This window comes from Streptomyces sp. NPDC001549, from assembly GCF_042894025.1.
Lineage (GTDB): Bacteria > Actinomycetota > Actinomycetes > Streptomycetales > Streptomycetaceae > Streptomyces > Streptomyces kutzneri.
The window spans coordinates 167,857-187,015 of sequence record NZ_JBIAVJ010000019.1 but is presented as its reverse complement, the minus strand read 5'-3'; the positions used below and the strand labels follow the sequence as shown (position 1 = coordinate 187,015).

The following is a 19,159-nucleotide window of genomic DNA, read 5'->3' as shown; positions in this document are numbered from 1 at the left end:
CCTGCCTGTCATGACCGCCCATCAGCCCGCCAAGCCGGTCGACGCCGGATTCCGGATGCCCGCCGAGTGGACGCCCCACGAGCGCACCTGGATGGCCTGGCCCAGCCCCAACCCGACCTTCACCAACGAGCAGGAGCTCGCCGAGGCCCGCGCGGCCTGGGGCGCCGTCGCCCGCGCGGTCCGCGCGTACGAGCCGGTGACCCTCGTGGTCTCGCCCGGCGACGCGGACAGCGCCCGCGCGACCGTGGGCGACGGCGTACAGCTCGTCGAGCAGGAGCTCGACGACGCCTGGATGCGCGACATCGGCCCGACCTTCGTCACCAACGATGCCGGCGAGCTCGCCGCCGTCGACTGGACCTTCAACGGCTGGGGCGCCCAGGAGTGGGCCCGCTGGGACCACGACTCGAAGATCGCCCGGCACGTCTCCGACGTGGCCGGCACCCGCACGTACAGCACCGAGCTCGTCAACGAGGGCGGCGCCATCCACGTCGACGGCGAGGGCACGGTACTCCTCACCGACACCGTGCAGCTGGGCGAGGGCCGCAACCCCGGCTGGACCCGCCGGCAGGTGGAGGCCGAGATCCACGCCCACCTCGGCACCACCAAGGCGATCTGGCTGCCGTACGGCCTGGCCGGTGACTACGGCACCTACGGCACGCAGGGTCACGTCGACATCGTCGCCGCCTTCGCCCGCCCCGGCGTCGTCATGGTCCACACCCAGCCCGACCCGGCCCACCCGGACCACGAGCGCTGCAAGACCATCGCGGCCATCCTGCGCGCGTCCACCGACGCCCGCGGGCGGCGGCTGGAGGTCGTGGAGGTCCCGGCGCCGACCGTGCTGGAGGAGGACGGGGAGTGGGTGGACTACTCGTACATCAACCACTACCTGTGCAACGGCGGTGTCGTGCTGTGCGCGTTCGACGACCCGCGCGACGAGGAGGCCGCCGAGATCTTCCGCGGACTGTTCCCCGAGCGGACCGTGACCCTCGTTGACGCACGTACGATTTTCGCCGGGGGTGGCGGTATCCACTGCATCACCCAGCAGCAGCCGAAGGTCTGATCCGCAGACGGCCGGCAGCCGACCGACAAGGAGTGGGTCCATGGTGGCGGGTGGAGTACCGGTACGCGCGGCGCGGAAGAACGCGCCGCCGCGCGAGGACGTACTCGTCGCCGCCATGGCCACGATCGCCGAGCGCGGCCTGGAAGGCCTGACCATGGCCGGACTGGGCCGCGAGGTCGGCATGAGCAGCGGCCACCTCCTCTACTACTTCCGCAGCAAGGACGAGCTCCTGCTGCAGACCCTGGAGTGGAGCGAGGCGGAGCTGGGCGGCGAGCGGCGGGCCCTGCTCGCCCGCCGCGGTCCGGTGAGCGAGCGTCTGCAGGCGTACGTGGACCTGTACGTGCCCACGCGCGCCCGCGACCCGCACTGGACGCTGTGGCTGGAGGTCTGGAACCGTTCCCAGAACGCCGGCCCCCAGGAGCGCGACCGGCAGGCGGCCATCGAGGGTGCCTGGCACCGCGACCTGGTCGCGCTGCTCGCCGAGGGCATCTCGCGCGGGGAGTTCCGCCCGGTGGACGCCGAGCGCGTGGCGACCCGGGTCCGGGCCCTGCTCGACGGATTCAGCATCCAGCTGGCGGTGGGCCTGCCGACGCTGGACCGCACCGCGATCCTCACCCACGTGAGGGAATTCCTGACGGAGACCCTCTCCCCGCATTCCTAGCCGGCGCGTCTCAGCCCCGCCGGCCGAGGTGCCCGCATGCTGAGATGCCTGTCCATCCGCGGCGGGCGGTGTGGCACACTGCCAGCGTGCCTGCTCAGCTCATGATTATCGCCAGCAGCGCGCCGGTCCCCAGTGGCCGCTGAACCGTGGAAGAACTTCGCGGAAGCGGCCACCGTGCCTCGGACCCGCGCGCAGACCTCTCGCTACCCGCGAGAGGTTTTTTCGTTTCCCGGACCATCCCTGCCGGGACCGGACCGCGCGCGATGATGGGGGCAGTGGATGCCGGGCATATCCGGAACCACTCATCCGACAGGAGTCAGATCAGCATGACGACGACACCAGAGGCGGCAACTGTGCTGTCAGAAGGCCTGGACGACAGCTTCCACGTCTTCGACACCACCCTGCGCGACGGCGCCCAGCGCGAGGGCATCAACCTCACCGTCGCCGACAAGCTGACGATCGCCCGGCATCTGGACGACTTCGGAGTGGGCTTCATCGAGGGCGGCTGGCCCGGCGCCAACCCCCGTGACACAGAGTTCTTCTCCCGCGCCCGCGCGGAGATCGCCTTCAAGAACGCCCAGCTGGTCGCCTTCGGCGCGACCCGGCGCGCGGGCGGTTCGGCCGCCCAGGACCCGCAGGTGCGGGCCCTGCTGGAATCCGGCGCCCCGGTCATCACGCTCGTCGCCAAGTCCCACGACCGCCACGTCGAACTCGCCCTGCGCACCACCCTCGACGAGAACCTGGAGATGGTCCGCGACACCGTCTCCCACCTGGTCGCCCAGGGCCGCCGCGTCTTCGTCGACTGCGAGCACTTCTTCGACGGCTACCGGGCCAACCCGGAGTACGCCAAATCCGTCGTACGCGCCGCCCACGAGGCCGGCGCCGACGTGGTCATCCTCTGCGACACCAACGGCGGCATGCTGCCCGCCCAGGTGACCGCCACCGTCGCCACCGTCCTCGCCGACACCGGCGCCCGCCTGGGCATCCACGCCCAGGACGACACCGGCTGCGCCGTCGCCAACACCCTGGCCGCGGTGGACGCGGGCGCCACCCACGTCCAGTGCACGGCGAACGGGTACGGCGAGCGCGTCGGCAACGCCAACCTCTTCCCCGTCGTCGCCGCCCTGGAGATCAAGTACGGGCGCAAGGTGCTCCCCGACGGGGCGCTCGCCGACATGACCCGGATCTCGCACGCCATCGCCGAGGTCGTGAACCTCACCCCCTCCACGCACCAGCCCTACGTCGGCGTCTCCGCCTTCGCGCACAAGGCGGGCCTGCACGCCTCGGCCATCAAGGTCGACCCGGACCTCTACCAGCACATCGACCCCGAGCGGGTCGGCAACACCATGCGGATGCTGGTCTCCGACATGGCCGGCCGCGCCTCCATCGAGCTCAAGGGCAAAGAGCTCGGTGTCGACCTCGGCGGGGACCGCGCGCTCATCTCCCGGGTCGTGGAGCGGGTCAAGGCGCGGGAGCTGCGGGGCTACACCTACGAGGCGGCCGACGCCTCCTTCGAGCTGCTGCTGCGTGCCGAGGCCGAGGGCCGCGCCCGCAAGTACTTCCGTATCGAGTCGTGGCGGGCGATCGTCGAGGACCGCCCGGACGGCACCCACGCCAACGAGGCCACGGTCAAGCTGTGGGCCAAGGGCGAGCGGATCGTCGCCACGGCGGAGGGCAACGGCCCAGTCAACGCACTGGACCGGGCGCTGCGGGTGGCGCTGGAGCGGTTCTACCCGCAGCTCGCCAAGTTCGAGCTCGTCGACTACAAGGTCCGCATCCTGGAGGGCACGCACGGTACGGAGTCCACGACCCGCGTGCTGATCGCCACGACGGACGGTGAGCGCGAGTGGTCCACGGTCGGCGTGGCCCCGAACGTGATCGCGGCGTCCTGGCAGGCCCTGGAGGACGCGTTCACCTACGGCCTGCTGCACGCGGGCGTCGAACCCGCCGAGTAGCCCGCCGGGCCCCGCGTCGTCGGCCCGCGTCGTCGGCCCGCATCGCCGGCCCGCGTCCGCCGGACCCCACCTCGCCGGGCTTCGGCCCGGCGAGGCCCTTATGTCCAGCTCACACGGGAAAGTACCGGTTCCGGTAGCGTCTTGGATATGAAGACCAGGCTGATATCCATACGCTTCGGATCGCTGCTGGCCGGTCTGCTGCTGGGGCTGTCGGCGACCGCCCTCGTGGCCGCGCCGCAGGCGTCGGCGGCCACCGGGGCCGCGGCCGTGGGGGAGGCCCTCAAGGAGGGCCCGGTCTACGTCGCCCCCGGGGCCGAGGCGCAGCTGTCCACGGCCCAGGCGGACGCGCTCGCGAAGAAGATCAAGGATGCCGGCAAGCCGGTGTTCGTGGCCGTGCTGCCGGCCACCGCCGAGTTCCCGCCGGACAAGTTGCTCGGCGCGGTCCGTGCCGAGACCGGGATCACCGGGCTCTACGCGATCCGGCTCGGCGACGGCTTCGATGCCGGCGCCGACAAGGTGGTCATGCCGAACAATGCCGTACGCAACCTCACCGAGGCCGTGAAGACCGGCGCACCGGTGAACGCGAACACGCAGCTCAACAACTTCGTGGACCAGGCCCTGACCCAGGTCAAGGGCAGCGCCCCGGCCTCCTGGGGCACGACCGGAGCCGACCAGGGCGCCCCGGTCGGCGGACTGATCGCCCTCGGCGCGGTGGCCGTGGTGGGCGGCGGCGGTGCGTACGCGCTGGTCCGCCGCAACCGGAAGAAGAAGGAAGAGACCCGGCGCGAGGCCATCGCCCGGCTGGGCGTGGTCGTCGACGAGGACATCACGGCCTTCGGCGAGGAGCTCGAACGGCTCGACTTCCACCCCGGCGAGCCCGGCGCCGACGACGCCATGCGCAAGGACTACGAGCAGGGGCTCGACTCGTACGAGAAGGCCAAGCAGATCATGGCCTCGGTCCAGCGCCCCGACGAGGTCAAGGGCGCCACCCAGGCACTGGAGGACGGCCGCTTCGCGCTGGCCACCCTCGACGCGCGCCGGCAGGCCAGGCCGCTTCCCGAGCGCCGCTCGCCCTGCTTCTTCGACCCGCGCCACGGGCCGAGCACCGAGGACGCCACCTGGGCTCCGGCCGGCGGGGCGGTCCGTACCGTCCCGGTCTGCACGGCGGACGCCGTACGACTGCGCGACGGCCTGGACCCGGCGGTCCGCAAGGTCGAGACCGAGCACGGGCCGCGGCCGTACTACGACGCCGGCCCGGCGTACGGTCCCTGGGCCGGCGGGTACTTCGGCGGCGGCATCCTGCCCGGACTGCTGGTGGGCACGATGCTCGGTTCGATGATGTCCAGCCCCGCCTACGCCTCGGACTTCGGCAGCGGCTTCGAGGGCGGGGACGTCTCCGGGGCCGACTTCAACCCGTCCGATTTCGGCGGCGGGGACTTCGGCGGCGGAGGGTTCGACGGCGGCGGCTTCTAGCCGCCCCCGGTTCCGGCCGTCCGGGGAGCCGCCCGTCAGGCCTGCTTGATGGCCGAGATGTCGAAGGTCAGCTTCACCTTGTCGCTCACCATCACACCGCCGGCCTCCAGGGCGGCGTTCCACGTCAGACCCCAGTCGGAGCGCAGGATCTCGGTGGAGCCCTCGAAGCCGACGCGCTCGTTGCCGTAGGGGTCGGTGGCCGAGCCGTTGAACTCCAGGTCGATGGAGAGCGGGCGCGTGACGTCCTTGATGGTCAGCTCACCGGTGATGCGGTACGTGTCCCCGCCGAGCTGACGCGCCTCGGTGGAGCGGAAGGTCATCAGCGGGAAGGTCTCGGCGTCGAAGAAGTCGCCGCTGCGCAGGTGACCGTCGCGGTCGGCGATGCCGGTGTCGACGGAGGCGATCTTCACGTCGATGGAGGCGGTGGAGCGGGCCGGGTCGGCGCCGTCCAGGTGCAGGCTTCCCTCGTGCTCGCCGAAGGCTCCGCGGACGTTGGTGACCATGGCGTGGCGGACGGTGAAGCCGATGCTGCTGTGCGCGGCGTCGATGACGTAGTCACCGGTGAGCGCGGCGAGCGCCGGGTCCACTTCCAGGGTGGCGACGGCTGCGCCGTCCTGGACGTTCACGTTCTGGCTGCGGCGGGTGAAGAGACCCATGACTTGCTCCTCGGTAGTGTCCTGCTCGGTCGGAAGAATCTGTTGAATCTTCAACGACTCCAACGGGAACGACGCTAGACCTATTCCGTTCAAATTTCAACATCTAGGCGGGGTGTCAGGCCATTTTGTGAAGGTCCTACAACGGGCGAGCGCCTCGTCTGGCGGAGTCCGTACATCCACTGGGCGTACTGTGCGGGCCGGACAGCGGAAGACTCCCGAGACTGTGCGGAATGAACGGAGGTTTTTCATCGCGATCTTCGTAAGGTCGGTACATGACCGTTGTGGACCAGACCCCGAGCGAGCCGACGGACGCCCGAGGGCGCGTGGCCGAGCTGCACTCCCTGCGTGAGCAGGCGAGGCGCGGCCCCAGCGACCGTGCGACCGAGACGCAGCATGCGAAGGGCAAGCTGACCGCCCGTGAGCGCATCGCGCTGCTGCTCGACGAGGGTTCCTTCCGGGAGGTCGAGCAGCTGCGCCGGCACCGGGCGACCGGGTTCGGCCTGGAGAACAAGAAGCCCTACACCGATGGTGTGATCACCGGGTGGGGCACGGTCGAGGGCCGTACGGTCTTCGTCTACGCGCACGACTTCCGTATCTTCGGCGGCGCGCTGGGCGAGGCCCACGCGACGAAGATCCACAAGATCATGGACATGGCCATCGCGGCCGGTGCCCCGCTGGTCTCCCTGAACGACGGCGCCGGCGCCCGTATCCAGGAGGGCGTCTCGGCGCTGGCCGGCTACGGCGGCATCTTCCAGCGCAACACCCGCGCCTCGGGTGTCATCCCTCAGATCTCGGTCATGCTGGGCCCGTGCGCCGGCGGCGCCGCGTACTCCCCGGCCCTGACGGACTTCGTGTTCATGGTCCGCGAGACCTCGCAGATGTTCATCACCGGCCCGGACGTGGTCCGCGCGGTGACCGGCGAGGAGATCACCCAGAACGGCCTCGGCGGCGCCGACGTGCACGCCGAGACCTCCGGCGTCGCGCACTTCGCCTACGACGACGAGGAAACCTGCATCTCCGAGGTCCGCTACCTCATCTCGATGCTGCCCTCCAACAACCGCGAGAACCCGCCCGTCCACGAGACGAGCGACCCGGCCGACCGCCGCAGCGAGGTCCTGCTGGACCTGGTCCCCGCCGACGGCAACCGCCCCTACGACATGCTCAAGGTCATCGAGGAACTCGTCGACGAAGGCGACGTCCTGGAGATCCACGAGCGCTGGGCCCGCAACATCATCTGCGCCCTGGCCCGGATGAACGGCCAGGTCGTCGGCATCGTCGCCAACCAGCCCGGCCACCTCGCCGGTGTCCTGGACATCGAGGCCTCCGAGAAGGCCGCACGCTTCGTCCAGATGTGCGACGCCTTCAACATCCCGATCATCACCCTCCTCGACGTCCCCGGCTTCCTGCCCGGCGTCGACCAGGAACACGGCGGCATCATCCGCCACGGCGCCAAGCTGCTCTACGCGTACTGCAACGCCACCGTCCCGCGGATCTCGCTGATCCTGCGCAAGGCCTACGGCGGCGCGTACATCGTCATGGACTCCCAGTCCATCGGCGCCGACATCACCTACGCCTGGCCGACCAACGAGATCGCCGTGATGGGCGCCGAAGGCGCGGCCAACGTCATCTTCCGCAAGCAGATCGCGGACGCCGAGGACCCCGAGGCCATGCGCGTACGCATGGTCAAGGAGTACAAGGCCGAACTGATGCACCCGTACTACGCGGCCGAACGCGGCCTCGTCGACGACGTCATCGACCCCGCCGAGACCCGCGAGGTACTCGTCAGCGCCCTCGCGATGCTCCGCAACAAGCACGCCGATCTGCCGTCCCGCAAGCACGGCAACCCGCCGCAGTAACCGCGAAGGAGACCTGCCACCACATGAGCATCACCGCCACAGACACCCTGCTGAAGGTCGAGAAGGGCAACGCCGCCCCCGAGGAACTGGCCGCCATCACCGCCATCCTCCTCGCCCGCGCCGCCACCACGCCCGACGAGACCCCGGTGCGCGTGCCCGGCCAGGCCGGCTGGCGCCGCCTGGAGCGCACGCCCGGCTTCCGCGCCCCGCACAGCTGGCAGGGCTGAGTTCCCGAGCACAGAAGGCCCCGCACCCGTCCAGGGTGCGGGGCCTTCCGCGTACCCCCGCGGGGTGCCGGACGCGCGCGGCCCCACAGGCGCCCGCGAGACGCAGGAGCGCCCCATGGCGAAGGCCCCCGCGTCGTGTGACACAGGGGCCTGTCGGGTGCGGCAGGGCTGCTACCGCAGGCGCGCCATGAGGGCGTGCTCGACGAGCGTGATGAGCGCGCTCTTGGCGTCCGCGCGGTGGCGGGCGTCGGTGGTGATGATCGGGGCGTCCGGGCCGATCTGCAGGGCCTCGCGGACTTCCTCCGGGGTGTAGGCCTGGTTCCCGTCGAAGCCGTTGAGGGCCACGACGAACGGCAGGCCGCTGTTCTCGAAGTAGTCGACGGCGGGGAAGCAGTCGGCGAGGCGGCGCGTGTCGACGAGCACGACGGCACCGATGGCGCCGCGGACCAGGTCGTCCCACATGAACCAGAAGCGGTCCTGGCCCGGGGTACCGAAGAGGTACAGGATCAGGTCCTGGTCCAGGGTGATGCGGCCGAAGTCCATGGCGACCGTGGTGGTCGTCTTGTCACCGGTGTGGGTGAGGTCGTCGATCCCGGCCGAGGCGCTGGTCATCACGGCTTCGGTGCGCAGCGGGTTGATCTCGGAGACCGCGCCGACGAACGTGGTCTTGCCCACGCCGAAGCCGCCCGCCACCACGATCTTCGCGGAGGTGGTGGAGCGAGCAGGAGCCGCTCCGCCGTTAGAGCTTGCGAAGTCCACTGAGCACCCTTTCGAGCAGTGTCACATCTGGCTGGCCACCGGCAGACTCGTCGCCGCCGGGCTGGTGAATGGCGACAAGGCCCGCCTCCGCCAGGTCGGCGACGAGGATGCGGGCGACACCAAGAGGAATAGAGAGAAGTGCCGAGATCTCCGCGACGGATTTGATCTCCTGGCACAGGCGGCAGATGCGCTGGTGCTCGGGCAACTGCCCTTGCAGACGCGCGGGATCCGCCGTGGTACTGACCAGCGCCTCGATGGCGAGCTGGTAGCGCGGCCGAGTACGGCCGCCGGTCATCGCGTACGGACGCACCAGCGGATTGTGGGCCTTCGGCGCCGGCTGCCGCGCGGCGCGCGGAGGCTGCTGCTGAGGCATCTGGTACTGGGGCTGCTGGGGCTGTCCGTACTGCTGCTGCTGGTAGGGGTTCTGCTCCGGCACGGGCCGGCTCGGTGCGGAGGGAAAGTTGAAGCGGTTCTGGTCGTGCCCACCCTGCGGCTGCTGCGCGCCGCCATAAGGATGTCCTCCGGGTGTTGTCACGTTTCCTCCTCCGACTCCAAGTACGCAGTACTCCCTGTGGAACCGCGCCACCGCACCCTATGGTGCGATGGCGCGAAACGCACTGCCTGTCTGCTAGTTGAGAAGACTTCCTTGCAGCTCGGCGCGCAGATCCGGGGTGAGGACACTGCCCGCGCGATCCACCAGAAGAGCCATCTCGTAGCCCACGAGGCCGATGTCGCACTCCGGGTGCGCGAGCACCGCGAGGGACGAACCGTCCGAGACGGACATGAGGAAAAGGAATCCCCGGTCCATCTCGACCACGGTCTGGTTGACGGCGCCACCCTCGAAGATGCGAGAGGCACCGGCGGTCAGCGAGGTCAGTCCGGAGGCCACGGCCGCCAGCTGATCGGCGCGGTCGCGCGGAAATCCGTCGGACATCGCCAGAAGAAGGCCGTCGGCGGAGACCACCACCGTGTGGGACACCCCAGGGGTGTTGTCCACGAAGTTGGTGATCAACCAGTTCAGGTTCTGTGCCGCCTGGCTCATCGGGCTCACACTAACGCTCCTGGTCATAGCTGTTACTTGACTGCTCAGAACCCGCGCTGCGTCCCTGCTGGACACCGCGCCGCAGGTTGCTCAACCTGCCGCGGACGTCCTCCGGAGCGCGGGAGACCTGGGGGCCGCCCTGCGGGGTCGTCTCCGCTGCGCCCTCGACCAGGTTGGCCTTGGGCACTCGCCGAGGGAGACCGGACGGGGTGACCCCGCCCGCCTTCGGCTCACGGAGCTTTCCGGCCTGCTGCCAGCGTTCGTCGTTGCGCGAACGCCAGGCGGCGGTGCCTTCAGTTCCCTCCGGCGCCCGCTCCGTTTCGGCGGGCTGCTGACGCGGCGACCGCTGTTCGAAGAGGGATCCGGTGGACTCCGCTTCCTGCTTCCCGGGCGGCCACTGCTGCTGGCTGCCGCGTCGCGGCAGGCCCGCTCCGGTCATCGCGTGACCGGTGTCGGCAGCGGCACCCGGACGGTCGAAGCCTACGCGCTCCGGAGCCGGTTCGGGGACGGCCTGGGATTCCGATTCAGTCCCGTAATCCTGCTGGTAGGCAGCCGGATACGTGTTCTGTTCGGGCCATTCGGCCTGCCCCGGCCCGGCTTCGAAACCATTGTCGTAGCCCTGCGTGGCCGGCTGCTGGTCCGGGTAACCGTCTTCCGTATAGCCGTAGTCCTGCTGCGGGTACGCCTCGTAGCCCTGCTGTGCCTGCTGGGCCTCGTAGGAGGTGTCGTAGGCCTGCTCGGACTGCTGCTCGTAGCCCTGGTACTCCTGGTACCCGTGCTCCGGCTGAGGTTCCGGATACTCCTGGGCGGAGTACTGCTGCTGTTCCTGCGGGTAACCCACCTGGGCCGCCAGCGCGGCCCGGCGCTCCTGCTGTCCCAGGGACCGGCCGACCGGGTCGGCAGGGAGGCCGTCAGGGCTCTGCTGCTCGTACCGCGAGTCGTCGAAGCCGAGCTCGGCGGCGGTGCGCAGCGGGGCGGCCTGCTGGGCCTGCTGCTCCGGGATGATCTGCGAGACCGTGAAGTCGTCGTCCGGGATGCCCTCGCCACCGCCACCGTGGGTGATGGCGTCGGGGAGCATGACCAGCGAGGTGGTACCGGCAGCCTCGCCCGAGGGGCGCAGCTGGACGCGGATGCTGTGGCGGTCCGCCAGTCGGCCGACCACGAACAGACCCATGCGCTGCGAGATCGCGGCGTCCACGGTCGGCGGGTTGGCCAGCTTGTGGTTGATGTCCGCGAAGTCCTCGGCGGTGAGGCCGATGCCCTTGTCGTGGATCTCGACCATCACGCGGCCGTCCGGCAGACGCGTGGCGTTGACGCGGACCTTGGTCTGCGGGGAGGAGAACGTGGTGGCGTTCTCCAGGAGCTCGGCGAGCAGGTGCACGAGGTCGGTCACGGCCTGGCCGTGGATCTCGGCCTCCGAGACACCGGAGAGCTCGATGCGCTCGTACTGCTCCACCTCGGACGAGGCGGCGCGCAGCACGTCGACGAGCGGCACCGGCTGGTCCCAGCGGCGGCCCGGCTCCTCGCCCGCGAGGATGAGGAGGTTCTCGCCGTTGCGGCGCATACGGGTGGCCAGGTGGTCCAGGCGGAAGAGGTTCTCCAGCTGGTCCGGGTCGGCCTCGTTGTTCTCCAGGTCGGTGATGAGGGTCAGCTGGCCCTCGATCAGCGACTGGTTGCGCATGGAGAGGTTGGTGAAGATCGCGTTGACGTTCCCTCGCAGGAGCGCCTGCTCGGCCGCGAGCCGTACCGCTTCCCGGTGGACCTGGTCGAAGGCGCGGGCGACCTCGCCGATCTCGTCCTGGGAGTCGATGGGGATCGGGTGGACACGGGTGTCCACCTTGCCGGGATCGGTGCGCGAGAGCTGGTCGACGAGCATCGGCAGGCGCTGCTCGGCGATGTCGAAGGCGGCGGTGCGCAGGCGGGCCATCGCGCGGCCCATCTGGCGGGCCATCATGCCGGCGAGGATGAAGGCGGCGAGCAGGGCCACGACCACGATGGCGCCGTTGACGATGGCGTCGGTGCGGGCGTCGTCGGAGACCGCGACCGCGTCCTTGACGGCCTTGTCGAGGAGTTCCTTCTCGACCTCGTCGTAACCGTCGAACTTCGCGGTGGCGGCGGCCTGCCAGAACGCGGGGGTCGCCCCGGTCTCGGCGAGCTTCTTCTTGCTCTCGCTGTTGGCGATCGCGTCGGTCATGCCGATGAGCGCGGAGTCGTTGATCGTCGGCGGCGGCGTGAAGCGGACACCGGCCTGCTCGGCCTGGTGCTTCGCGTCGGCGATCTTGGCCTTGCCCTCCTCGGACTTCGTGGCCATGACCGCCTTGAGGCGGTTCACGTCGTCCTCGGTACCCGCCGCGACGTACTCGCCGATGGCGATCTCTTCGAGGTAGGCGTAGGAGGAGAAGGCGACGAGCTGAGCCTTGCGGGTGTTCTCGTCGGTGCTCGGGCGCACCAGCAGGTGCGTACCGACGGCGCGCTGCAGCGAGTTCGCCGCCTTGGCCAGCTGGATCGCGTAGACCATGCGGCCGTACGAGGTCACGTTGCCGGTGCCGAGACCGAGCTCGTTCGCGAACTGCATGAGGTAGTGCTGGACCAGCACATAGCCCTCTTCGGTCGGGATGGGCCCGGCCGCCCTCGGCAGATCCTTCTTGGGGCTCTCGATGGCCGCCTGGTACGCCTTGTCGCGTACGACGTCAAGCTTGGGCTCCTCCGCGCGGAAGAGGTCCAGGCGGCGCTCCAGGCCGAGGTTCTTCGGCATGTCCTGGACGGCCTTGTCGAACTTCTCCTTGGCCGCGGTGGTGTCCGCGTAGGCCTTGACGACCTTCGGGTCCTTCGTCTGGCCGTTCAGGAGGGGCTCGGCGGTCAGGTCACGCTCGTTGAGCAGTGCCTGGCTGTAGCCCGAGGCCGCCTGGACGACCGTGGCTATCTTCTCGGCGTCCTTGGCCTCGTTCCAGGTGTCGATGGAGCCCTTCACCTGGAAGCCGCCCATGACCAGACCCACGAGGGCCGGCACGAGCAGGATGGCGTTCAGACGGGTCGGCACACGCCAGTTGCGGGGCGAGAACCTGCTGCTGCTCCCGCTGCTCGCGGGCGGGTCCACGGGCACGTCGACGGGCGACGCGGCCGCTCGCGGCGGCGGGGTGAAGTTGCCGCGCGCGGGTTCATCCGCGGGGCTTGCGATGCTTCGCCTCACTCGACCAACAACCTCTCGGCGGTGCTACTAGCTAGTTCGTTGAATTCCAGCACGGTTAACGGCCGTGTTCCAAACAGTTGAATCCGGCCGTACCCAGAAGCTTATGCCCTACATAAACCGGACATAAAGAGCGTCCTGCGGCAAAAATGGGGGCAGTTGTGCGCGCAGTGGTACCAGGCGACCGCACCCCGTTGCCGAATGGCCGTAATTCTCTGTCGAAACGTTATGAACGACAGGGGCGGGCCGTGTCGTAAGACACAGCCCGCCCCTCCCGCGCGACAACTGAAACCGTGTTACTTGAGCCGCGCCATGAGGGCGTGCTCGACGAGCGTGATGAGCGCGCTCTTGGCGTCCGCGCGGTGGCGGGCGTCGGTGGTGATGATCGGAGCGCCGGGGCCGATCTGCAGGGCCTCGCGGACTTCCTCCGGGGTGTAGGGCTGGTGCCCCTCGAAGCCGTTGAGGGCCACGACGAACGGCAGGCCGCTGTTCTCGAAGTAGTCGACGGCGGGGAAGCAGTCGGCGAGGCGGCGCGTGTCGACGAGCACGACGGCACCGATGGCGCCGCGGACCAGGTCGTCCCACATGAACCAGAAGCGGTCCTGGCCCGGGGTACCGAAGAGGTACAGGATCAGGTCCTGGTCGAGCGTGATGCGGCCGAAGTCCATGGCGACCGTGGTGGTCGTCTTGTCACCGGTGTGGGTGAGGTCGTCGATCCCGGCCGAGGCGCTGGTCATCACGGCTTCGGTGCGCAGCGGGTTGATCTCCGACACGGCTCCGACGAACGTGGTCTTGCCCACGCCGAAGCCGCCCGCCACCACGATCTTCGCGGAGGTGGTGGAGCGAGCAGGAGCCGCTCCGCTAGATGTTCCGAAGGCCACTGAGCACCCTTTCGAGCAGCGTTACATCCGGCGTGCCGCCGGCCTCTCCATTGCCCGGCTGGTGGATGGCCACCATTCCGGCCTCCGCCAGGTCGGCGACGAGGATCCGGGCGACACCGAGCGGCATCGACAGCAGTGCGGAGACCTCGGCAACCGACTTGACCTCGCGGCACAGCGTGCAGATGCGCTGGTGCTCCGGGAGCAGGCCGGACAGGTGCATCGGATCGGCGGTGGTGCTGACCAGCGCCTCGATGGCGAGCTGGTAGCGGGGCCGGGTCCGGCCGCCGGTCATCGCGTACGGACGCACCAGCGGCTGATCGCCTTCCGAGTACGAGTCTCCGTACGAATCGGAGTAGGCGGGGGGCGGGGTCATTGATCCTCCGGGCTGGACAGCAGTGGTCAGCGTGCCGTCTTACGGGGCGGCCGGTGGGGGGAACGGGATGACGGCCTGGCGGGCGTACTGGATTCCGGGGCGGGGCCCCGATCTCCCGGCCGGTAGTACCGTCCGGCCGGGAGAGTGGGAAGTCAGCCGAGCAGACTTCCCTGCAGTTCGGCGCGCAGGTCCGGGGTGAGGACACTGCCCGCGCGATCCACCAGAAGAGCCATCTCGTAGCCCACGAGGCCGATGTCGCACTCGGGGTGCGCCAGTACGGCCAGCGAGGATCCGTCCGAGACGGACATGAGGAAGAGGAATCCCCGGTCCATCTCGACCACGGTCTGGTTGACGGCGCCACCCTCGAAGATACGGGAGGCACCGGCGGTCAGCGAGGTCAGTCCGGAGGCCACGGCCGCCAGCTGATCGGCGCGGTCGCGGGGGAATCCTTCGGACATCGCCAGAAGGAGTCCGTCGGCGGAGACCACCACCGTGTGGGACACCCCGGGGGTGTTGTCCACGAAGTTGGTGATCAACCAGTTCAGGTTCTGTGCCGCCTGGCTCATCGAACTCAACTAACGCTCCTGCTGGTAAGTGGGGTCGATGTGGTAACTGCCGGTCGCCGGTCCGTTGTTGCCGGCCTGACGGCCCTGCTGGATACCGCGTCGGAGGTTGGTCAGACGGCCGCGGACGTCGTCCGGCGCCCGCGAGACCTGCGGACCCGCCTGCGCCTCGGTCTGCTGCTGCGCGGTGCCGGCCACGAGGTTCGCCCGCGGGACCCGGCGGGGCAGCCCCGAGGTCGTGATGCCGCCTGCGGCGGGCTGACGCACGCGTTCGGCCTGCCGCATCAGCTCGTCGTTCGGCGAGGACCGCCAGCTGACGGTCGGCGTGGTGCCGGTCGCCGTGACGGCGGACTCGGCCGCCTGCTCCTGGCCGCGCTTCGGCAGCGGCTGCTGCTGCGGGGCCGCCGGAGCGGACTGCTGCGACTGCTGGCCCTGTTGGGGGATCGCCGTGGCCGGTCCCTGCGCGGGGGGCTGCTGCCCCTCCTCGCGGAACCAGTTCGACTCCAGGGTGTCGAAGATCGGGCTGCGGGCGTCGCCGGAGCTCTGGGCCGGGGGCAGTGCCTCCGGCCGGTGAGCCTGCGGCAGCCGCGGGGTCTCGGGACGCGCGGGCGGTACGGGTGCGTACCCGTTGCCGGCCTGCGGAGCCTGGGCCTGGGGCTGCTGCGGGGCGTAGCCGCCGACACCGGGGCCGCCGGGACGCTGGGGCTGGTAGCCCGGGCGCTCGAACTGTCCGGTGGTGGACGGGTTCATGGGGCCCCGCACGTCCGGACGCTCGAACTGTCCGGTCGTGCTGTTGCCGCCGTCCGCCTGGGGCATGGGGGCGTTGAAGTCCGGGCGGGCGAACTCGGCCGTCGAGCCGGGGCCCGAGAGCTCGTCGTGACCGCGCGCCTGGTCGCTGCCCCAGCTGGTGGTCTGCGGGCCGGGGAGCTCCGCACGAGGAGCGCCACCACGCGGCGGCAGCTGCGGCCGGGGTCCGTTCGAAGCCGGTGCCGCGGGCGCGGCCGGCTGCTGGGACTGCGGCTGCTGGGACTGCTGCTGCTGAGGCTGCTGGGGCCGCTCGAAGCCGTTGCCCTGCGGGTATCCGGTCGGACCGGAAGCCGGACGGGCCTGCGGGCCGCCGCCGAATCCGGCACTGGCGACCGGACCGCGGGCCGGCAGCGGCGCACCGGAACCGAAGGCACCCTGGCCCTGACCCGCGGTGGTCGGACCCTGCTGCGGGCGGCCACCGGGACCACCCTGCTGCGGGCGACCGCCCTGCGGGCCCTGCGGACGCTGGCCGGCGGCGCCGTCGCGGCCCGGTAGAGCGGCGCGCTGGCCGCCACCGGCGACCTGACCGCGCTGCGGGCCCGAGCCCACGGACGGACGTGCGGCCGCACCGCCCACGGCACCCTGAGCACCCGGAGCGCCACCGGGGCCGCCCTGACCACCCTGGCCGGGCATCGGAGGCTTCTTGCCGCCCTGGGCGACGTCCACCGGCAGCATGACGAGCGCCGTCGTACCACCCGAGTCGGAGGGGCGCAGCTGGATCCGGATGCCGTGTCGCAGGGACAGGCGGCCGACCACGAACAGACCCATGCGGCGGGAGACGGAGACGTCCACGGTCGGCGGCGACGCGAGTCGCTCGTTGATCGCGGCGAGGTCCTCGGGCGAGAGGCCGATACCGGTGTCGTGGATCTCGACGAGCACGCGGCCGTCGGGCAGTGCGTGACCGGTGACCTTGACCTTGGTCTGCGGGGAGGAGAACGAGGTGGCGTTCTCCAGCAGCTCGGCGAGGACGTGCACGAGGTCGTTGACCACGCGGCCGGCGACATCGGTTCCGGGCACCGAGGCCAGCTCGACACGCTCGTACTGCTCCACCTCGGAGGCGGCGGCACGGAGCACGTCGACCAGCGGGACGGGGCGGGTCCACCGGCGGCCCGGCTCCTCGCCCGCGAGGACGAGGAGGTTTTCGCCGTTACGGCGCATGCGGGTCGCGAGGTGGTCGAGCTTGAAGAGCGAGGACAGCTGGTCCGGGTCGGCCTCGCGCGACTCAAGTTCGGAGATGAGCGAGAGCTGACGCTGGATGAGGCCCTGCGAGCGGCGCGAGAGGTTGGTGAACATCGCGTTGACGTTGCCTCGCAGGAGGGCCTGCTCGGCGGCGAGTCGGACGGCCTCGCGGTGCACGTCGTCGAATGCCGCGGCCACCTGGCCGATCTCGTCGCGGGTGTGCACACCGACCGACTCCACGGACGTGTCCACGTCCTGCGGGTCGGACTCGGAGAGCTGCTTGACGAGCTCGGGCAGCCGGTCCTGCGCGACGCGCGTCGCGGTGTCCTGCAGGCGGCGCAGCGAGCGGATCATCGAGCGGGCCATGACGAAGGCGCCGACGAGGGAGACACCGAGGACGAGGAGGATCAGGGCACCGTTGATGATGGCGTCCTGCTGGGCCTCGTTCTTCAGCTCACGGGCCTTCTGCTCCATCTCCTCGAGCAGGGTCAGCTCGATGACCTTCATGGCCTGGAGCTTGGTGCCGTCGGCGTCGTACCAGTCGAGCCAGGAGCGGTTCTTCTCCCGGAGGAACGCGTCCTGGCTGGCCAGGACGCGGCGGGAGTAGCCGTCGGCGGTGGAGATCTCGGAGTTGCTGTCACCCAGACCCGCGAGGAGCTCCTCGGTCCGGCCCTGGTAGACGAGTCCGAAGGTCGTCTTCGCCTGCTGCTCGCCCTTCTGGGCGGAGAGGGCGTACAGCCGGTCGTTCTCCTTCAGCTCACCCTGGCGTTCGTTGGTGTCGGGGAGCGAGGCGGCGATGATCGCGCGCTGGATGGAGGCGTACTCCTTGGCGGCGGAGAACGCGGCCAGAGCACGGGTACGCTTGATCATCTCCGGGTTGGAGGTGGCCTGCGCCATGTCCTGGGAGAGCGAGAGCAGCGAGACGATGACCGCGTTGTACTCACTGACGGTCTGCTGGGCGCCGTTGACGTACGACCGGGTGCGGATCGTCTCGATGTTGGTGAGCTGACGGCCGATCTGCAGGACGTTGTTACGGATCGACCGGAGCGTGTCGTCCTTCTCGCCCGTGCTGTCGACCTTGTCGGTCGCGGCGGCGAAGGCCTTGGCAGCGGTGTCCGTCTGCTGACGGACGACGTCGACACTGCTGGTCGTCTTGCCCCTGGAGAGGGTGAGCGGACCTGCGGAGAGGTCGCGCTCCTCCTGGAGCATGGCGGCCAGGTTGGTGGCCTGTCGCGTCATCGTCGTCAGCAGCTGCATGTGCTCCAGCTGCGCGATGTCGTTGAGCGAGTCGTTGATACGGAAACCACCGAGCGTGGTGGCGGCGACGACCGGCAGGGTCAGCAGCGACACGAGTCGCGTGCTGATGCGCCAGTTCTGCATGGCGAGACGAGAACCGGGCCCGTTGGGGGCCTTCGGTATCGCCTCGTCCTGCTCAGCCGGCCCGGCAGGCGCGGCGGGTCCGGCTTTCGCCTTGACCCTGGCCTTCACGGACTTCCCACGGCCCTTCGCCTTCACCGCGGCGGAGGTGTCGGGGCCTGCGCCTTCGACAGCCGGCCCGCGGTTCTGGGCGTGCTGGGGCGAGGAGCCACGGTCGGTCCCGCCGCGCGGCTCCTGCTCCGCCGCAGCGCTGCCATCCCTCTTGAATCGTCCCTGCACTAGCGTCGCAACCTCTGGACCAGGCGTCCCGCCGGGAGACCGGTGGGACGGTGTCGAGTCGTGGGGCACTTGCCGCCCCATGGTGGTCGTCGGTGACCGGCGCGTCTTCCTCTCTTTGCCACCGCGCTCGGCGCGGTGTCGCGCCACCTGCGCGCCGGCTGATTCCCGCGGCGGTCCCGCGAATTCCAGCACAGTGGCGGATCTCCAACAAGGTGCGAGTGTCGGCCCGGAGAGTCGGTTACGGCTTGTGACAGATGGGCTACACGATGTGCGACTGCATTCGGTAGAAAGCGGACTTACGCCATCCAAACAACACGGCCGTCAAGGTGTCCCAGTCGAGATGATCAGGAGCGGAATGGCGCATTCAGTGGCGCAATGTCCGTTTCGGGGGGTGAAGTTGACTGTCCATTATGCCGGTAATGTCAGGTCAAGGGTGAGCAAACTCACATAGCCGTGGCCATTACTTCCTGGTTCGCCGGGGGATTCAGATGTTTAGCCTTGCCCCTTAAAGGGTTGGCGCCAGGGTTGGTGCACGCGACAACCGACACCCATAGATCGAACCGAGGACCCCGAACTCCGATGAAGACGACGACGATGTTCCGCAACATAGCCAACCCCCGCCGCACGACCCTCGCGCACCTCAAGGACGCCGAGGAACTGCAGGCGGCACCGGCCACCCCGGAGCACGCCGTCGAGCTGCCGACGCAGACCGCGAACCCGCGCCGCACCGTCCTGATGAACGTGCCGGTCGCCGCCGCCGCGGAGTAGCCACCCCGCAAAGGAACGTGAAGCGCCGCTGCCCGCCGCGTTAGCCTGGGGTCCGC

Annotated in this window: 16 protein-coding genes; 7 read left to right on the top strand and 9 right to left on the bottom strand. The window is 69.9% G+C overall.

The features are described 5' to 3' along the window. Nucleotides 1-10 precede the first annotated feature (10 nt). The 4 genes from ACFY04_RS28175 to ACFY04_RS28160 all read left to right on the top strand — a co-directional run bounded on the left by ACFY04_RS28175 (nucleotide 11) and on the right by ACFY04_RS28160 (nucleotide 5,149). Nucleotides 11-1,060, top strand: coding sequence for an agmatine/peptidylarginine deiminase (locus tag ACFY04_RS28175; RefSeq protein ID WP_389120785.1), 1,050 nt, complete (start codon nucleotides 11-13; stop codon nucleotides 1,058-1,060). Between the two features lie 40 nt (nucleotides 1,061-1,100). Then, on the top strand, nucleotides 1,101-1,721 hold the full coding sequence (locus ACFY04_RS28170) for a TetR/AcrR family transcriptional regulator (protein WP_389120783.1): 621 nt from the start codon (nucleotides 1,101-1,103) through the stop codon (nucleotides 1,719-1,721). A gap of 326 nt (nucleotides 1,722-2,047) precedes the next feature. Next, a complete protein-coding gene (cimA, locus tag ACFY04_RS28165) occupies nucleotides 2,048-3,676 on the top strand; it encodes a citramalate synthase (RefSeq protein WP_389120781.1) in 1,629 nt (542 codons plus the stop codon). 147 nt (nucleotides 3,677-3,823) lie between these two features. Next, nucleotides 3,824-5,149, top strand: coding sequence for a hypothetical protein (locus tag ACFY04_RS28160; protein WP_389120779.1), 1,326 nt, complete (start codon nucleotides 3,824-3,826; stop codon nucleotides 5,147-5,149). A gap of 35 nt (nucleotides 5,150-5,184) precedes the next feature. Here the strand turns inward: ACFY04_RS28160 and ACFY04_RS28155 are convergent, their stop codons facing one another. Further along, entirely contained in the window at nucleotides 5,185-5,805 is a 621-nt protein-coding gene (locus ACFY04_RS28155) for a YceI family protein (protein WP_389120776.1), read from the bottom strand. A 272-nt stretch (nucleotides 5,806-6,077) separates the two neighbouring features. Between ACFY04_RS28155 and ACFY04_RS28150 the strand changes: the two genes are divergently transcribed. Beyond that, a complete protein-coding gene (locus ACFY04_RS28150; RefSeq protein ID WP_373046200.1) occupies nucleotides 6,078-7,661 on the top strand; it encodes an acyl-CoA carboxylase subunit beta in 1,584 nt (527 codons plus the stop codon). A gap of 23 nt (nucleotides 7,662-7,684) precedes the next feature. Further along, nucleotides 7,685-7,888 carry an acyl-CoA carboxylase subunit epsilon gene (locus ACFY04_RS28145; protein WP_389120773.1) on the top strand — a complete coding sequence of 68 codons (204 nt, stop codon included), beginning with the start codon at nucleotides 7,685-7,687 and terminating at the stop codon, nucleotides 7,886-7,888. 171 nt (nucleotides 7,889-8,059) lie between these two features. On the opposite strand, the gene ACFY04_RS28140 is transcribed toward ACFY04_RS28145, so the two are convergent. From ACFY04_RS28140 to ACFY04_RS28105, 8 genes are all read right to left on the bottom strand, one after another. Continuing rightward, nucleotides 8,060-8,647 (bottom strand): ATP/GTP-binding protein, encoded by a 588-nt coding sequence (locus tag ACFY04_RS28140; RefSeq protein WP_215149809.1) that lies wholly within the window; start codon nucleotides 8,645-8,647, stop codon nucleotides 8,060-8,062. Continuing rightward, on the bottom strand, nucleotides 8,628-9,182 hold the full coding sequence (locus tag ACFY04_RS28135) for a DUF742 domain-containing protein (protein WP_314244307.1): 555 nt from the start codon (nucleotides 9,180-9,182) through the stop codon (nucleotides 8,628-8,630). Before ACFY04_RS28135 ends, ACFY04_RS28140 begins: the two co-directional genes overlap by 20 nt. Nucleotides 9,183-9,275: 93 nt before the next feature. Next, nucleotides 9,276-9,689: a roadblock/LC7 domain-containing protein gene (locus tag ACFY04_RS28130; RefSeq protein WP_030037347.1), complete on the bottom strand. Its 414-nt coding sequence runs from the start codon at nucleotides 9,687-9,689 to the stop codon at nucleotides 9,276-9,278. Between the two features lie 10 nt (nucleotides 9,690-9,699). Next, nucleotides 9,700-12,879, bottom strand: a complete 3,180-nt coding sequence (locus tag ACFY04_RS28125) for a nitrate- and nitrite sensing domain-containing protein (protein ID WP_389120770.1) — start codon at nucleotides 12,877-12,879, stop codon at nucleotides 9,700-9,702. A 293-nt stretch (nucleotides 12,880-13,172) separates the two neighbouring features. Further along, nucleotides 13,173-13,757, bottom strand: coding sequence for an ATP/GTP-binding protein (locus ACFY04_RS28120; protein WP_326587834.1), 585 nt, complete (start codon nucleotides 13,755-13,757; stop codon nucleotides 13,173-13,175). Beyond that, nucleotides 13,738-14,130, bottom strand: a complete 393-nt coding sequence (locus ACFY04_RS28115) for a DUF742 domain-containing protein (RefSeq protein WP_030014827.1) — start codon at nucleotides 14,128-14,130, stop codon at nucleotides 13,738-13,740. Before ACFY04_RS28115 ends, ACFY04_RS28120 begins: the two co-directional genes overlap by 20 nt. A gap of 152 nt (nucleotides 14,131-14,282) precedes the next feature. Beyond that, on the bottom strand, nucleotides 14,283-14,696 hold the full coding sequence (locus ACFY04_RS28110; protein WP_030708442.1) for a roadblock/LC7 domain-containing protein: 414 nt from the start codon (nucleotides 14,694-14,696) through the stop codon (nucleotides 14,283-14,285). Between the two features lie 9 nt (nucleotides 14,697-14,705). Next, the gene (locus ACFY04_RS28105) at nucleotides 14,706-18,335 is read right to left on the bottom strand and encodes a nitrate- and nitrite sensing domain-containing protein (RefSeq protein WP_389120768.1); all 3,630 of its coding nucleotides are present in this window, start codon (nucleotides 18,333-18,335) and stop codon (nucleotides 14,706-14,708) included. Between the two features lie 579 nt (nucleotides 18,336-18,914). Between ACFY04_RS28105 and ACFY04_RS28100 the strand changes: the two genes are divergently transcribed. After that, a complete protein-coding gene (locus ACFY04_RS28100; RefSeq protein WP_150259656.1) occupies nucleotides 18,915-19,103 on the top strand; it encodes a hypothetical protein in 189 nt (62 codons plus the stop codon). Nucleotides 19,104-19,159: the final 56 nt, after the last annotated feature.

Excerpts from the sequence above, each read along its gene's own strand:
- ACFY04_RS28175 (WP_389120785.1), top strand. The coding sequence starts at position 11 with ATGACCGCCCATCAGCCCGCCAAGCCGGTCGACGCCGGATTCCGGATG.
- ACFY04_RS28170 (WP_389120783.1), top strand. The coding sequence starts at position 1,101 with ATGGTGGCGGGTGGAGTACCGGTACGCGCGGCGCGGAAGAACGCGCCG.
- cimA (WP_389120781.1), top strand. The coding sequence starts at position 2,048 with ATGACGACGACACCAGAGGCGGCAACTGTGCTGTCAGAAGGCCTGGAC.
- ACFY04_RS28160 (WP_389120779.1), top strand. The coding sequence starts at position 3,824 with ATGAAGACCAGGCTGATATCCATACGCTTCGGATCGCTGCTGGCCGGT.
- ACFY04_RS28155 (WP_389120776.1), bottom strand. The coding sequence starts at position 5,805 with ATGGGTCTCTTCACCCGCCGCAGCCAGAACGTGAACGTCCAGGACGGC.
- ACFY04_RS28150 (WP_373046200.1), top strand. The coding sequence starts at position 6,078 with ATGACCGTTGTGGACCAGACCCCGAGCGAGCCGACGGACGCCCGAGGG.
- ACFY04_RS28145 (WP_389120773.1), top strand. The coding sequence starts at position 7,685 with ATGAGCATCACCGCCACAGACACCCTGCTGAAGGTCGAGAAGGGCAAC.
- ACFY04_RS28130 (WP_030037347.1), bottom strand. The coding sequence starts at position 9,689 with ATGAGCCAGGCGGCACAGAACCTGAACTGGTTGATCACCAACTTCGTG.
- ACFY04_RS28115 (WP_030014827.1), bottom strand. The coding sequence starts at position 14,130 with ATGACCCCGCCCCCCGCCTACTCCGATTCGTACGGAGACTCGTACTCG.
- ACFY04_RS28110 (WP_030708442.1), bottom strand. The coding sequence starts at position 14,696 with ATGAGCCAGGCGGCACAGAACCTGAACTGGTTGATCACCAACTTCGTG.
- ACFY04_RS28100 (WP_150259656.1), top strand. The coding sequence starts at position 18,915 with ATGAAGACGACGACGATGTTCCGCAACATAGCCAACCCCCGCCGCACG.